The following is a 14,690-nucleotide window of genomic DNA, read 5'->3' on the forward strand; positions in this document are numbered from 1 at the left end:
CTGCATCCAAGCCAGGCTCTTGTCGATCTGCTCTTCCGGCTTCTGATCCTTGCCAGTGACGACGTGGGTGATCAGGCCCTTCACGTCCTCGGTCAGGAACTCATGAAGATCGCGCCCGAACATGCCCATGCTGGTGGCAACGGCCACAATCAACGCGGCGCGCGCCATATTGGTCACGAGGACCATCATCGAGTCGCGACTGCGTCCTGTAACGATCCGATAGCCTTGGATCAGCACCCACAAGGTCATGAGGGTCAGCGCGATGCCGCCCACCCACGCCATCATGTTGTCCATCAGGTCGAAGCCGAACTTGCCGATCCTCTCCCGCAGATAGTCGAGGATGAGCTTGAAGAACACGAAATCACCGATCGACTGGACACGCGCAACGTGCCCCATCAGATCCTGGAATCCGCCCGAAAAATCAAAGTTGGCAATCGACCTGATCGTCATACCCGCATTCCCTTGGTAATACTGCAATCACATGAGGAGCAGCACCAACGCGTGCACCCTCGGTGTTCCATTCCATGCATCAGTCGACGGACAGGGCCGCCTTCAACGCAGCTGTCTTGACCAGATCACTGGCAATGGTCTTCATCGGATCGCCCTTCAGCGCCGCCTGCGCAACAACTTTCTGATTGGCCTCCATCACCTCGATGTAGGCGTCGTAAGCCTTCTGCTGCGCCTCGAATGACTTGGCCTTGGCTGCCATGTCGTTGGCAGTGCGCAACGTATCATTCTGCGTTGCGTTCATGTTGCCCAGCAGATTGCTGAGATTGCGCTGCTTCTCGATGGCCTCAAGGCTATCGAAGAACGACGGCATCGTCTTGAGCATGAAATCCACCGCATCGTTGTACTTGCGGTTCTGCATCATCCGGATGTTCACGCAGATCTGTTGCTGCTGATCTTTCCAATCGCCCTTGGAATTGAAAACGACCCGGGTCGCGAGACTCTTCAAGTCGGTGCCGATTCCGCAGGTTTCGGCAACCAGATAATTGGGAGCAACCGGCGTAAGCGGAGCGGAATCCGGCAAGCCGAAGGAGTTCACGATACCCTGGATCTGAACAATGGTCTCCTGATACTCCTTGATCGTCTGTGCCCAGTCTCTCGCCCACTGGGTGTTCTCCTTGACGAACTGGTACTTCTCCTGGAAACGAGCCTGGTACGTATTGATCTGATTGAGGATATGCTGGAACAGTGCGGGACCGGTTTCCTGCACCGGGCCAAATGCCCCTGCATTGGTCGCTGCAAGGGCCAAGGCAACGCCCAGCACCTTGGCCATCGGCTTGAGTACCTTGCGGGCGCTGGCCCGACGCTTGACGTTGTTCATGGGAAAACTCCTGTTGTTCTGATTGACGTCCACTTGCCTGTCTCCTGCTCTCACGGCCATCAGGCCGCGTCGGAACGGGATTCCTTGCCCGATCCCTTCCGGTTCTTGTAGAAATCTTCCAGCCACTGCTCCGGGCTGAGCTCGTCGACAGTGACGCGATTGCGTACCGCTGCCGTCTGCAACACCCGATGCATGACATCAATGTTGTCGGTTGAGGCCGAGATCACCGACAGGATGTCGTCCATGCCACGCAGGTTGAGCTGGCAGACGCTGGACGCATGGCCCTGCTTGACCAGGAAGCAGCGCGAGCGCTCGTCCAGGGCGGTCACCACCCTGAACTCGGCCTCGGTCAATTTCAGGCCATCCATGTAGTCGCTCTTGCTGGCATTCGGGTTCGGCAGCAGGATGAGCGTTGCGGTCTGTTCGATCAGGGCGGCGGAGATATCGCTCTTCAGCGCATCTTCCGGGCTCTGCGTAGCGAAGATGCCGAGACCATTCTGCTTACGGATGGTCTTCTGCTTGTTCTTCGCGAATTCCTTCAGGCCACCCTCGCCGTCCAGGATCTTCCAGAACTCGTCCATGACGTAGATCAGCGGACGACCGTCGATCAGCGACTCCAGGCGGTGCAGCAGGTAATTGATCACCGGCACGCGCACTTCAGGATTGTCGATGATGTCGGTGTAGTCGAAGCCGATGATGTTGGCCTTGCTCAGGTCAACGGTATCCACGGGATTGTCGAACACCCAGCCCAGCGAATTGCCCGATGTCCAACGGCGCATGCGCGCATAAAGGCCATCGTCGCCCATGTTGGGCAGGCTCTTCTGGAAGTTGGTCATGCTGCGCAGGTGCATCGGCGTATCGAGCATGCTCTCCACAGCGCGGTAGATATCCTCTTCTTCGCGGGCGCTGTATTCACGCTTGCCGGCCAGCACCTTGATCAGGTCGGCAAGGAACTGCACATTGGCTTCGTTGTTCTCGCACTGGAACGGGTTGAAGCCGGTTGGCGCGCCGTTCTCCAGGGCCAGGTAGTTGCCACCGCAGGCACGCACGAAGATCTCCGCGCCGCGGTCCTTGTCGAAGAAGAAGATGGTCGGCGACGGCTCGTACTTCTGCACCTGGCTGAGCAGGAAGTTGATCAGCGCGGTCTTACCGGTACCGGACTTGCCGATCACCATGGTGTTGGCGATCGCCTTCTCACCCAGCGAGTTCTCCGACGGGTGGGTCGCGTGGAAATTGAAGTAGTACGGCTGGCCGTTGGTGGTCTGCAGCGTGGTCACGCAGTCGCCCCACGGGTTGTTGTGCTGCTTGCCGGTGGCGAAGTTGTGCAGCGGCGACAGGCCCAGGAAATTCAGCGAGCTGACATTGGCCAATCGGGTGCGGTAGCGCCAGTTACCCGGCAGCTGGGAGTAGAAGGACGACGTAACCGCCAGGTCTTCCTTGGTCGACACGAAACCGGCATTGGAGAGCTCGGCGCGGGTCGAGGCGACGTTCTGCGAGAGCTTGGCCTGGGTGTCGCCGTAGACCGCCATGATGAAGTGGTATTCACCCAGTACGAAGTTACCCGACGACAGCTGATCCATGGCCTGATCGAGCTCGACGATCTGGCTGACCGCCTTGTCGCCGGACGAGATCATCATGCCCTTGGTGCGATCGAGCACCTTCAGTGCATCCTGGCGCCCCATCGGGCTGAACGAATGGGTGATGACGTACTCGTAATCCAGATACTTCAGGCCGTTGAGGATGCCCGGGTAGGTTCCCTCGGCATACTCCTTGATATTCAGGATGGCGCCGAAATGATTGGCACCATTCGGGGTGTTGATTGCGAAGTCACCGGTCTTGGCCGAGAACATGTGGCGGCTGACAGGCAGGTAATCCTTGATCGGTGCCGACAGCACCGGCACCGGCTCGTCGATGCGATTGATCAGGTAGCCGAACAGCTCCAGCGTCTCAGAGAACACCACGCCATTCTTGGCTTCGTACATGCCCAGGCGATACGGCGCGTAATCGCGGATCACGGCCTCGACGTTGCCGGCCAGCTCCATCAGCTTCTCGATCGCCTGCTCCTGCTCGGCGCGCAACTTGTCCACGTTCGCCGATTTTTCGACGAAGCGCTTACCCGTCACCACCGGGCGGTAGATCATGGTCAGGTACAGCTCATTCTGCATGATGCGCTGCGAGGACAGCATGCCCATGTACTGGTCGGACACATCCTGGTTGAAGCGCTGCTTGTAGCTGCTCTTGCCCTTCAGCGTGCGGCGGCGACGGATGTCATGCACCCAGAAGGCGACGTTGACGAAGTCAGGGGCGCGCAGGGTCTGCAGCAGGCGGTTGAACGTGTTGTGGCGATGCTCGAGCTCCCACTCCTCACGGCCGACGAACGGCAGCCCTTCCAGATGCCAGGTCAGCAGGTAGTCGCCGCCCGTGGTCTTGACCACGTTCGGGGCAACATGCGACGACAACGGAATGAACTCACTGATGGAGGTGTCAGGGCTGAACATACGACTGCTTCCAAAGAGGTACTGCCAAGGAGTTTCAAGAGGCCTGGCGGGCGCGGACGCCCGCCAGGCCGGATCCGGACCTCAATCCATTCGGGCCGGCTTGTCGCGGTAATGGTTGGGGTTGAACACCCACATGCCATCGTGTTCCTGCACGTTGCGCACCTTCAGCTTGAACATCAGGCGCAGGCCCAGTAGCCGGAAGATCATTTCGTCACGCTTGGCCATGTGCCGCATGATGAAGACCGCCACCGGAATGGTGAGCAGGAACCAGAAGTTCGTGTACATGCTGAGCAGCAACAACCCACCTGCCACCATGAAAAATGGCAGGTAGGGGACGCCCAGGAACATCGCTGGGCGCGTGCAGCCGCGGAACAAGACGTTCTTATGCACTGTAGTACTGGATCACGTGGTTGATCAGGTAGGAGGTGCTGGTGCCACCACCGCACTTGCCGTCGCTGCCATCACCCAGCAGCATGCGCGCGATCTGGCCAGCGGCGCCGATCAGCACGCCACCGATCAGGATCGGGGCGACGTCAGCGATGCGCTTGTGTGCGAATGCAATCTGATAGCCGGCGAAGATCACCGCGATGGTGACCACGGCGATCGACGCGATGTTCAGCAGGCCGTTGATGTTGTTGAAGAAGCCGCAGACCTTCTTGTCGGTGCCGCCGAAGTCGGTGGCTCCGTTGGCGAAGACCTGCGGGGCAAACAGTGCGCCAACGAAGAGGGTGGCCATCAGCAGGGTCTTCAGCGTGCGCTGGGCCTGGACGAGGTCGAGATTGGATCGCTTCATGGATTGATTTCCTTGTTGATGGACTAACACAACTGAATCGGCCAGCCGGGGGACTGGCCGTACCACGACTTCGTCAGAACACGAAGGCCGCATCCCCTGCGGGAATCTGCTGCACCGGTGCGGACTGTGCCGGCGCGTTGTATGAATTGCCATTGCCTGCCACCGGCAGATTCCGCTCACTCCAGGGCCGCAACATCACCGGCCCCTCATTGCTGGCGGCGGCGGTACCCGGCAACTGCTGCGGCATGGACATCCCCTGCGCTGCGCCCGGAGGTGGAAACTGCTGCGGTATGGCAGCGGCCTGCTGCTGCGGTTGGGCAGGCTGCATCATCCGGTCAACGGAACCCAGTACCACTTTGGACAGCGCCTGGTCAGCGATATTCAACAGGCTTCCCCGCGCCATTGCACCGGTGGACGGATACACGACATACGCGCGTGCCGGGTCTTCCGACGGCACGTACACCGGTCCATTCGACTGGGCAACGATGCGCGCCTGCGCCGGAGAGGCCAGCTGCGGATGATGCTCGACCTTTACGCTGCGGCGTTCGCCGCGGCTCACCACGTCGATTGGCGCAACGCCATTGCTGGCAAGCTGCTGCCCGCGGCGCATCGAGTCGTAGACCTTCTGCACATAACCATGGCGGAAGCCGGTCTCGAAATTTCCCGAGTAGTAGCAGCTGAACGACTTGCCCCAGTCACCACCGGAGCGCTTGTAGCACTCGGCGAGGATGCGCGAACCCGCCTGCAGGTTCGGGCACTGCTGGAAGGCCTTCTCGTAGGAATCCAGCCCGTACTTGCCCAGGTTGTAGCGATTGACCTGGGCCAACCCGATGGAGAAGTTGTAGCCCTTCTCTTCCAGCATCCGAACCGTCGCCAGCGCTTCATCCAACGCCTTGGGCTGGCGCACTAGAGCGCCACCGACTACGCCGATGGCATAAGGGTTGCGTGACGATTCAACGTTGATGACGTGCTGCATCACGTCCATCGACACCGCCATCTCCGGGCACGCCATCATCTCCAGTCCTGGCAGCATCCTTCAGCCCTCCTGCCCCTGGGCGCGCCCAGGATTGAAATCGATACCGGTGATGTAGCGCGAACCGGCGTGCGCCTTGATATGCACAACGATGTCGATGGTCATCATCAACAGTCGCTTGATCACGTTGAATTCCAGGCCCGAACCTTCGGTGGAGGCCTTCACCATGAGGGCCAACTGGTCCCAGGTCTGCTCCGGACTGCCCGCATGGCAACTGGTGATCGAACCCGGGTGGCCCGATGCGCAGTTGCGGATGAAGTAGAACGCCTCGTCACCGCGCAGCTCGGCAAGGATGATGCGTTCGGGCTTCATGCGCAGGCAGGCTTCCATGCAGCTCTTGGCGCTGACGTTGCTGGTGCTCTGCCCACCCTTGGAGTACAGCAGGTGCACCACATTGGGTTGGGTCAGAAACAGCTCGCGCGCGTCCTCGATCGTGACCAAGCGTTCGTTGTCCGGGATATGATTGACCAGCGCTTTCATGAAGGTGGTCTTGCCGCTACCGGTCGCACCGGATACCACGATGTTCTTGCGGTACATCACCGCTCGCCGGAAGAACTCGGCGTACTCGCGCTGCTGGCGCAGTTCCAGCAGCTCGCGATCCTGCTCGCTGATGCTGCCATCGCTTTCCAGGATCTGGTTGAAGAACCCATCTTCGTGATACTGGCTGAGCGACTTGGTGTGCTTGGAAGGCAAGCGGATGGTGATTGACACCTTCCCGGCGTCACACGCCGGCGGAATTACGAACTGCGCACGCTGACCGGTGGGGAACGTGAGCGATACCACCGGATCTGCATCGGTGATGCGCTGGCCGGTGTTGCTCTCGTTCACCACCGCCGTGCAGAACTGCCGGGCCCGCTCGAAGGTCAGGCCCGGCACATCCACCCGCTGCCACCCCGCCCGGGTTTCCAGGTACAGCTCACCGGGACGGTTGATGCAGATTTCCGTCACCTCCGGCGAGGTCATGTACTCGGCAATGCCTAGCACTTCGTACTGATAGCGCAGGAAATCGCTGGAGACGAGGGCGAGGGGTGACACTTCAGCGTCCATGATCGTTCGTTGGGTTACCGGCGGGGATGCAGCACGCTCGTGAAGTCGACGTCCTTGGCGACGTACACATTCACGATGGTGCCTTGGTTGATGGTCACGGTCGGCGGGCGACGCTGGCTGAGCGACTCGTTGGCCAGGCGCTCCATGGTGCGCGCCGTGGCGCTCTCATAAGGCGACTGGATGGTCATGCCGTTGTTGGCCACCGTGGTGGTTTCCGGGCCATGTTCGGCGGCGGCGTACTTGAACGCGTCGGCCAACAGGCTGATCATCAGCGCCGAGGCGATACGGCTGCCCCAGTGGGCGCTGTACTGGCCCGGATGGCCTGCGCCACCCAGCTGATCAACGCCCGGGCTGGACATCGCCACGTCGATGCCATTCGGAGTGGTGATGCGGTCCCAGATCACTTCCACCCGCTTGCCGGTGGGACCACCGCCATAGGCACCATAGATCTTGGAGCCCTTCGGCAGCAGCAGATTACGGCCGTTGATCGAGTACACCGGCTCTGTCACCAGGCACGAGGTGTAGCCCGCGATGTCGGTGATGATGCGGGTTTCCAGCACGCAGCGCAGATAGGTGCCACGCACCAGCAGCGCATCGGGGCTGCGGATGTAGCTGGCATTGGACACGTCATCCACGTCGGGGCCACGGCGCACGCGCGCGGGCGCTGCATTCTGCTGCCCATTCATCTGCTGCAGCATTGCCCGCGTGTATTCGTCCATGCCCGCCTGCTGCGAGCGCTCCTCATCCTGTGAACCGCCGTTGCCAACGAAACCGTCCGCACTGGCGCCCATCCGACGTTCGGCAAGCGTAGGACCACGAGGGCCTGCGGAGCGATCTTCCAACGTCACTGGCGGCTCCGGACGACTCGGCCCCAATGGAGGCGGCGGCAACATCGGAATCGGGTCAACCGGCTGCATCGCCTGGGCCGGACCCGGATCGGTCTGGACAGCATCCGGCAGCGTTGGCGTGCTCGCGCGCGCGACATCCGGCACCTTCGGCGCATCGTCCTTGTCGTGGCCCTTGCGGAACAGCAACAAACCCATGGCCACCAGCAGCACCACGATGCCGCCAAGGAACAGCAGGGCCTTGCGATTCAACCGCTGCTCTTCGGCCGAGCGCAGCTGCGGCGCGGCCGCGTCCAGATCCGGCGCCGGCTCGGCCTGGGCCGTGCCGAAGTAGGGATTCGACGGCGCGTCCGGGGCACCCTGTGCGCCGTACGGGCTCTGGCTCTCGTCGCGTCCGTTGTTCGGGTCGTTTCCGGGAGTGTTCTGCTGGCTCATTTCTTCACGTTCCTTCGCAGGCCGACGACGAAGTCGCCGTGGCGGATGACCAGGTACGGGTAGGTCCCGTGCACGATCAGCGTATTGCCTTCAACCGTGGTGTTGACTACGAAGTCTTCACCGTATTCCGTTTCCCGGCCGAACACGGCCGGGAAGATGCCGGTCTTGTACTCCGGCGAATTCGGCAGTTTCAGGTAGGTGAAACGACCATCGTCATAGGCGTTGACCGGGATCAGCCACCCCATCTTCTTCGCCTTGCTGGTCGAATAGGAGTAGTTGAAGTTGTACTGGCGGTCCTTGGCCAGTTCAGAGCTCAACAACGGCTTGGCCTCTTCTTCGACCGCTTCCTGGGCGACGCCGAACACGGTGTCGTTCGGATAGACGAAGGCGATCTTGTACTGCACGCCTGCACGACGCGCCTGTTCCAACTGGCGCCAGTCAGTGGCTACCACCTTCAGCTCGAAGATGTAGGAGTGGGTCTCGGTGCGCACCATCATGTTGGTGTCCACGTCGACGTTCTTCGGCTTGAGGTAGAACACGTTCTCGCGGCGGGTCAGCTCCCAGCCGCTGCTGAAGCCGGTGCTGTAGTCGAGGATCTTCTCGTTCGGGCTCAACTCGATCTGGGTGGTCAGGCCCAGGCCGGTGCGAACCGGATAGATGCGGTCCTTCTCGTACTCGTAGTGGTCCACCGCCTGCGCCATCGCCGCTGCTGAAAACAACAGCGACAACATCGACAGCAGCGCCAGCGCGCTTCCCCTGACATTTCGACTACTCATCGGTTGCTTGCTCCATCAGCAGTTCCGGTGGAATTGTTCTGCGCCGGCCTCATGGCCGGCTGTCCGGGCATGGCGTGCCCCGGCGTTACTTGCCCCTGCACCGGCTGACCCGGCATGGGTTGACCCTGTACGGGCTGGCCCGGCATCGCCTGACCCGGCACCTGGCCGTTGACCGGAGCGGCGACCGGTTGGCCGGTGGCAGGATCGATCATCGTGGCCGCAGCCGGATTGTTCGGATCGTAGACGCCCTGTGCCTGCTGCGCGGCCTGTGCAGCCTGCTGCGCCTGCGCCTGCATGGCGCCGTCATCCGGCACCGGGACGCCACGGGAATAGTCGTTGTCGACGCGATACTCGGTGACCTGGAAGGCCAGCGGATTGAGGATACGATCCTGCTCGGACAGCGCGAGGTTCTGGTTGTAGCCGAAACGCATCGTCACCAGCTGATTGTCCAGGTAGGTGGCAACGCCAGTGCGCTTGTCCAACAGGCTGCGCTGGATGCGCACCGACGCACCGCGGAAGCTGCCGTTCGGTTCGGCGCCCAGCGGCGTGATGCTGAGGATCTTGACCCGGATGGCGCGCTCGCGGCCATACATCACGAACGGGTTCTGCGGGTTGTTGCCGGCATAACGCACGCGCATGGACTGCGCCACCGGATCGGTGGACATCACGAACACCAGTTCCCAGTCGCGCAGGCCCATCACCGCCGAGTCGTACGATTCACGTGCCAGCACGTACTGGGCGACATTGCTGCGATTGATCGCTTCGTTGCTGGTGATCGTCTCACCCTGGAAGGTGCCACTCAGGCGCGCGACGGTCGCGGTACCCGTGTAGGCGTCGGCCATCACCAGGAACGGCACCTTCTCCTTCAGCGGCAGCATGTAGTAGTAGCCGCCCGCCAGTGCGAGCGACATCAGCAACGAGCCCGTGGCGACCCACCACGCGCGCCGCTCGCTGCGACGCGCCATGTCGGCCACGGTGATCTCGTAGCTGACCGCCTTGGCGACCGACTGCTCGACCTTGGGACTGTTGCCGGGATCCTTCTTGCGGAACATGGATTCTTCCGTACTGCTGAAACATCAATGGGCATGGAGCCCCTGCGACAGGCGCGGGGAGCAGCACGTTCGATGGTTTCGAGGTGGACTCAGGTGCCGCTGTTGGAATCAGCGCCCTGCGCCGACGCGGTGGGCGTCGAGCCAGCGCTCTGCACAACGATCTGGTTGCCAACAATGGAGACGGAGATGCCTTGCGCCGAATACGCCGAAGTCAGATCGATCACAGCCTGCTGTGCATTGGTGGTGTCGATCTTCGAGACCGCGCCATACAGCGTGAAGTCCGAGTTGAGGCGGTAGTCCAGTGTTCGTCCGGAATCCTTGGCCCAGCGCTCGAGCATGGCTTTGAGCGTGCCATCCATCGGCGAGGCCTGGTAGACGTAGCTGGAGTACAGCGGGATCTCGGTCGTCGCCACGGCAAAGCGATTGACCGGCTTCCAGCGCCCACCGAAATCGGGGGCGGACTTGGTGGCACACCCTGCCACCATCAGCGCCGCGACTGCGGCGATGGAGATTTTCGCGATAAACGCCTGATTCATACGGGCTTCACTTTGACGTACGAAAAAGCAGTCCCGAGCGTTGGTTCCCTGGTCGTCCGGCGCTGCATGGCGCACGCCGGAATCGGGGAGACGCGCTGGCATGCAGCACACCTGCCCCGGCTCCCCTGCAGCCCGAAAGCTGCCAACCAGATCGCGGGGCCGCCAGACGTTGCCGACGACACACCCGCACACCCTCACCAACGTCGAAACCATCCTTGTTTCCATGGCACAAACTCCTGGCCACCCTGCGTTACAACTTTTGCCATCCAGCACACACTTCTGGATGACGAACACAGAGTTACACAACCACGCGTCAATTCCATGTCAGACAAGTCTGAAAATCTATGAACAGATGCCGAATTTTTGACTCAGGTCACGATTTCATGTCAGTGAATGTGAATACACGTCACAAATTTAGCGACGTGAATTAGACGTTAAGCATCGGAACGTCGACCTTCGGCAGCAGCCTCGAGGTGAAGTAGCGGTCCTTGTAGTAGCGGATCTTGTCGCATTTCACCGGATGCGGTATGCCCTCGTAGAGGAGCACTTCCTTGTCCGGCCCCATCGCCTTCAGCTCCTGCGGCAGCATCAGTGCACGCCGTTCTTCGGTGAAGCTGTGGGTCTTCTCGCGGGCGTGGGTGACGTTCTTCTTGCGGATGGTGGTGTAGCCCAGCATGTCCGAATAGTCGTTGGCGTCCTGCTGCTCGCGCGGCGCGTACAGGATCTGCAGCGCGTGGTTGGTGATGATCGTGCGCGAGACTTCCCGGCCATAGGTGGCATCAAGCTGGGACATGCTCTGGATGATCGGCAGCAGGCGGATGTTGTAGCCGGCCATGTAGGACACCGCCGAGGCGATGATCTCGACCTTGCCGATCGAGGTGAACTCGTCCATCAGCAGCAGGCACTGGTACTTCAGGTCCGGGTTGGACTTGGGCAGTTCCTTGGTGTTGAGGTTGATCAGCTGGCTGAAGAACAGGTTGATGATCAGGCGGCTCTCGGCCAGCTTGTTCGGCTGGATGCCGATGTAGATGGTCATCTTCTTCTTGCGGACGTCGGTCAGCAGGAAGTCGTTGCTGCTGGTGGCCTTGTCCAGCACCGGGTTGATCCAGGGATTGAGCGGTTCCTTGAAGGTGCCCAGGATCGAGGCGAAGGTCTCGTCGGCCTGGGACAGCATGTTGGCGAACGCCGAGCGCGCGTTGGCGCTGAGGAACGAACGCTCCGACAAGGCCTTGAGGTACTTCTTCAGATCGGTGCCGTCGCCGGATGACAACCGGTAGACAGAACCCAGCGTCGGCGTGCCCGAGCCGCCCGGGAAGCCGCTGCTGCGCTCGTCGTCCCAGTTCTCGAACAGATACAGGGTGAAGGCCATGAACGCGTTGCGCGCCTGGCTGACCCAGAACTTCTGGTCCTCGGCGCCGTCGGGATACAGCATCGCCGCAATGCTCATCAGGTCCGACACCCGGAACGCCGGGTCATCCGAGACATAGCTGAGCGGGTTCCAGCGATGCGTGCGCCGATCCTCGGCGAAGGGATTGAACAGGTAGATCTCCTGGCCCTGGCTGGCGCGCCAGCCGCTGGTCAGGTCGAAGTTCTCCTGCTTGATGTCCAGCACCACCAGTGATTCGCCGTACTCGAGCAGGTTCGGGATGACCACGCCGACGCCCTTGCCCGAGCGGGTGGGCGCGGCCAGGATCACGAACTGCTGGCCGTCCAGCCGGACCAGCTTGCCGCCGTGGCTGCCGACCACGATGCTCTGGCCGGTCTTCTTGAACATGCCGTGCTTGGACAGGTCGGCGCCGGTGGCAAAGCGCGCGTCGCCGTGCAACGAGCGCTTGTCCTTCTTCAACAGCAGCACCAGGCCGGTCACCAGCAGGACCAGCAGCGGCAGGCCGAAGCCCACGTAGCCGGCCCACTTGATCTTGCCCACGAACGGGGCAACCTGCGGCTGGTCAATGGCGTGGTAGTACTGGTAGTACGTGTTCCAGGTGAACAGCTTGGTGTCCAACCCGAGGAACAGCAGGGTCAGGTAGCCGGAAAACACGAAACCAAGCAGCAGGGTCGCCAGCGTGATGATGGCGATGAGCGAATACTTCTTACTGGGCAACACCCGGATCCTCCATGATGCGCACGAGGGCGCGACGGCCTAGCGGCGGCGCCAGCGCGACGCCTTCTTCCGCAGGTGGTTTTCGTTCTCCAGCCCGGGCTCCTCGCCCTCTTCACGCACCCGCTGCAACAGCAGCTGGCGCGCTTCGGCCAGTGATACAAGGTCGGTCAGACGATCCCCATCGTCGGCGACGACCGCATGGCCGACCACATCGCCCGGAGCGTACACCGGCTCGTAGGACACCGCTACCAGCTGATAGCGGCCACGCGTCTCCAGCACATGCCTGAATTCCTGCATCGATTTCCTCCTTGTCCAAGCGCTCCACGATCCCCTGCGTGCACCATCATGCCGCTGGGCATGTCGTCGTCACATGCAGGACGCCAGACTCAGGGCGCCACGCCTCCTGCAGCGCCGAGCCCACGATCGGCTGGCCACAATCCCATCGATCAAACGCTGATTTGCCCCCTGGCATGGCTGCCCCTGCTGCGGTGCAGCAGTACAATGTCCGGCTCCCCTGCCCCTTCGCGCCCTCCGCATGAGCCCCAACTCTTCCCTGGCTGCGCGGCTGACGCCCCGTCAGCGCACCCTGATCATCCTCGCCCTGTCACTGGGCGGCTTTGCCATCGGCACCAGCGAATTCGCCAGCATGGGCCTGATGCTGGAGATCAGCCGTGGCCTGTCGATCTCCGAAACCCAGGTCGGCCACCTCATCAGCGCCTATGCCATCGGCGTGGTCGTCGGTGCGCCGATCCTCGCCTTCGTCGGCGCCAGCTTCCCGCGCCGCAAGCTGCTGCTGGCGCTGATGGGCTTCTATGCCATCGGCAACCTCGCCAGTGCGCTGGCGCCGAACTACGGCACGATGCTGGTGGCCCGTTTCGTCGCCGGCCTGCCGCACGGCGCCTACTTCGGCGTGGCGATGCTGGTGGCCGCGGCGATCAGCCCCGCCGGCCAGCGTGGCCAGGCGATGTCGCGCGTGCTGCTGGGCCTGTCGATCGCGATCCTGGTCGGCAATCCGCTGACCACCTGGCTGGGCCAGCAGCTGAGCTGGCGCACCGCCTTCGCTCTGGTCAGCGTGCTGGCCGTCGCCACCGTGGCGATGATCGCGCGCTTCCTGCTGCCGGATCCGGATGAAGTTCGCACCTCGCCGATGCGCGAACTGCGCGCCTTCAATACCACGCAGGTGTGGCTGGCGCTGGCCATCGGCGCGGTCGGTTTCGCCGGCATGTTCTGCGTGTTCACCTACCTGGCACCCACCCTGGTGCAGGTCACCGGTGTAGCCGAATCCTGGATGCCACTGGCGGTGGGCGTGTTCGGCATCGGCGCGATCATCGGCAACATCGCCGGTGGATGGCTGGTCGACAAGTTCCACTTCAAGGCCGCCGCCGTGGTGCTGCTGTGGTCCATCGTGATGCTGCTGCTGTACCCGCTGGCCGCGCAGTCGGTGTGGACGATCGGCCCGATGATCATCACCGTCGGCACCATGGGCGCACTGGCGGCGGTACTGCAGACGCGCCTGATGGACGTGGCCGGCGAAGCGCAGACCCTGGCCGCCGCCTCCAACCATGCCGCCTTCAATACCGCCAATGCGCTCGGCCCGTGGCTGGGCGGCATGGCAATCAGTGCTGGCTTCAGCCCGGCCAGCACCGGCTATGTCGGTGCCGCCACCGCCATCGGCGGCCTGCTGCTGTGGTGCGTGGCGGTGATGCTGGACAGGAAGCGCAAGGCCACCGCCGGCAGCCACTGAACACGGCGCCGGGTCGTCAGCCGCTGCCCATGCGGCGGCGGCGCCCCGACCGCAGCATCGCTACGTCGCCGGCCGCAAGTGTCGGACGCGCCAGCTCGCCACGTTTCACACGGTCCAATACCCGCCGCGAATTGGCCGCGCAATCAATCCCGTCCGGCCGCGCCTGGATGTCCTCGATCAGCGCCAGGAGGTGGGCGCGGCTGTCGGCCAGCCGCAGCTGCAGCGCTTCGATATCGGCCACCTTCTGCTGCAGCATCGTGATCAATGCGTCGTGCTGCCACTGGCCCATGTCTGGCGGCAGCAAGGCGCGTATCTCCTCCAGGCTGAAACCGGCACGCTGCGCACCGGCAATCAGTTCCAGAAGCAGCACCGCCTGCTCCGGGTAATCCCGGTAGCCATTGGGTTGCCGCTGTACCACCAGCAACCCCGCGCCTTCGTAGAAGCGGATGCGGGACGCCGCCAGGCCCGTGCGCCGGGCCAGCTCACCGATCTTCATCTGC

The 14,690-nt window shown here is 62.3% G+C and carries 15 protein-coding genes; 1 reads left to right on the forward strand and 14 read right to left on the reverse strand.

The window, feature by feature from the left end:
• The 13 genes from AC5P88_RS19365 to AC5P88_RS19425 all read right to left on the reverse strand — a co-directional run.
• A partial coding sequence (locus AC5P88_RS19365; protein ID WP_495225804.1) for a type IV secretion system protein occupies positions 1 to 450 on the reverse strand: 450 nt, incomplete at its 3' end.
• Between the two features lie 79 nt (positions 451 to 529).
• Positions 530 to 1,327: a hypothetical protein gene (locus AC5P88_RS19370; protein WP_257471431.1), complete on the reverse strand. Its 798-nt coding sequence runs from the start codon at positions 1,325 to 1,327 to the stop codon at positions 530 to 532.
• 59 nt (positions 1,328 to 1,386) lie between these two features.
• Positions 1,387 to 3,825 carry a VirB4 family type IV secretion/conjugal transfer ATPase gene (locus tag AC5P88_RS19375; protein WP_257471430.1) on the reverse strand — a complete coding sequence of 813 codons (2,439 nt, stop codon included), beginning with the start codon at positions 3,823 to 3,825 and terminating at the stop codon, positions 1,387 to 1,389.
• An 81-nt stretch (positions 3,826 to 3,906) separates the two neighbouring features.
• On the reverse strand, positions 3,907 to 4,215 hold the full coding sequence (locus AC5P88_RS19380; RefSeq protein WP_495225805.1) for a VirB3 family type IV secretion system protein: 309 nt from the start codon (positions 4,213 to 4,215) through the stop codon (positions 3,907 to 3,909).
• Complete coding sequence (locus tag AC5P88_RS19385) at positions 4,208 to 4,618, reverse strand: TrbC/VirB2 family protein (protein WP_049436633.1); 411 nt, start codon at positions 4,616 to 4,618, stop codon at positions 4,208 to 4,210. The genes AC5P88_RS19380 and AC5P88_RS19385 overlap by 8 nt, the downstream gene beginning before the upstream one ends.
• 73 nt (positions 4,619 to 4,691) lie before the next feature.
• Positions 4,692 to 5,651: a lytic transglycosylase domain-containing protein gene (locus AC5P88_RS19390; RefSeq protein WP_495225806.1), complete on the reverse strand. Its 960-nt coding sequence runs from the start codon at positions 5,649 to 5,651 to the stop codon at positions 4,692 to 4,694.
• A gap of 3 nt (positions 5,652 to 5,654) precedes the next feature.
• Positions 5,655 to 6,698, reverse strand: coding sequence for a P-type DNA transfer ATPase VirB11 (gene virB11, locus AC5P88_RS19395; RefSeq protein WP_049398229.1), 1,044 nt, complete (start codon positions 6,696 to 6,698; stop codon positions 5,655 to 5,657).
• Between the two features lie 14 nt (positions 6,699 to 6,712).
• A complete protein-coding gene (locus AC5P88_RS19400) occupies positions 6,713 to 7,978 on the reverse strand; it encodes a TrbI/VirB10 family protein (RefSeq protein WP_495225807.1) in 1,266 nt (421 codons plus the stop codon).
• Positions 7,975 to 8,754 carry a TrbG/VirB9 family P-type conjugative transfer protein gene (locus AC5P88_RS19405; RefSeq protein ID WP_495225808.1) on the reverse strand — a complete coding sequence of 260 codons (780 nt, stop codon included), beginning with the start codon at positions 8,752 to 8,754 and terminating at the stop codon, positions 7,975 to 7,977. Before AC5P88_RS19405 ends, AC5P88_RS19400 begins: the two co-directional genes overlap by 4 nt.
• A complete protein-coding gene (locus AC5P88_RS19410; protein ID WP_054172019.1) occupies positions 8,751 to 9,806 on the reverse strand; it encodes a VirB8 family type IV secretion system protein in 1,056 nt (351 codons plus the stop codon). Before AC5P88_RS19410 ends, AC5P88_RS19405 begins: the two co-directional genes overlap by 4 nt.
• 89 nt (positions 9,807 to 9,895) lie before the next feature.
• Positions 9,896 to 10,342, reverse strand: a complete 447-nt coding sequence (locus AC5P88_RS19415) for a hypothetical protein (protein ID WP_010484845.1) — start codon at positions 10,340 to 10,342, stop codon at positions 9,896 to 9,898.
• Between the two features lie 427 nt (positions 10,343 to 10,769).
• Positions 10,770 to 12,449, reverse strand: coding sequence for a type IV secretory system conjugative DNA transfer family protein (locus AC5P88_RS19420; protein ID WP_495225809.1), 1,680 nt, complete (start codon positions 12,447 to 12,449; stop codon positions 10,770 to 10,772).
• Positions 12,450 to 12,485: 36 nt separating this feature from the next.
• Positions 12,486 to 12,743 (reverse strand): hypothetical protein, encoded by a 258-nt coding sequence (locus tag AC5P88_RS19425; RefSeq protein WP_099550990.1) that lies wholly within the window; start codon positions 12,741 to 12,743, stop codon positions 12,486 to 12,488.
• A gap of 238 nt (positions 12,744 to 12,981) precedes the next feature.
• Here AC5P88_RS19425 and AC5P88_RS19430 point away from each other — a divergent pair, with 238 nt between their 5' ends.
• Positions 12,982 to 14,190 carry an MFS transporter gene (locus AC5P88_RS19430; RefSeq protein ID WP_106549090.1) on the forward strand — a complete coding sequence of 403 codons (1,209 nt, stop codon included), beginning with the start codon at positions 12,982 to 12,984 and terminating at the stop codon, positions 14,188 to 14,190.
• 16 nt (positions 14,191 to 14,206) lie between these two features.
• On the opposite strand, the gene AC5P88_RS19435 is transcribed toward AC5P88_RS19430, so the two are convergent.
• Positions 14,207 to 14,686, reverse strand: coding sequence for a MerR family transcriptional regulator (locus AC5P88_RS19435; protein WP_495225810.1), 480 nt, complete (start codon positions 14,684 to 14,686; stop codon positions 14,207 to 14,209).
• Positions 14,687 to 14,690 lie beyond the last annotated feature (4 nt).

This window comes from Stenotrophomonas sp. YJH_SMC_8, assembly GCF_059371315.1.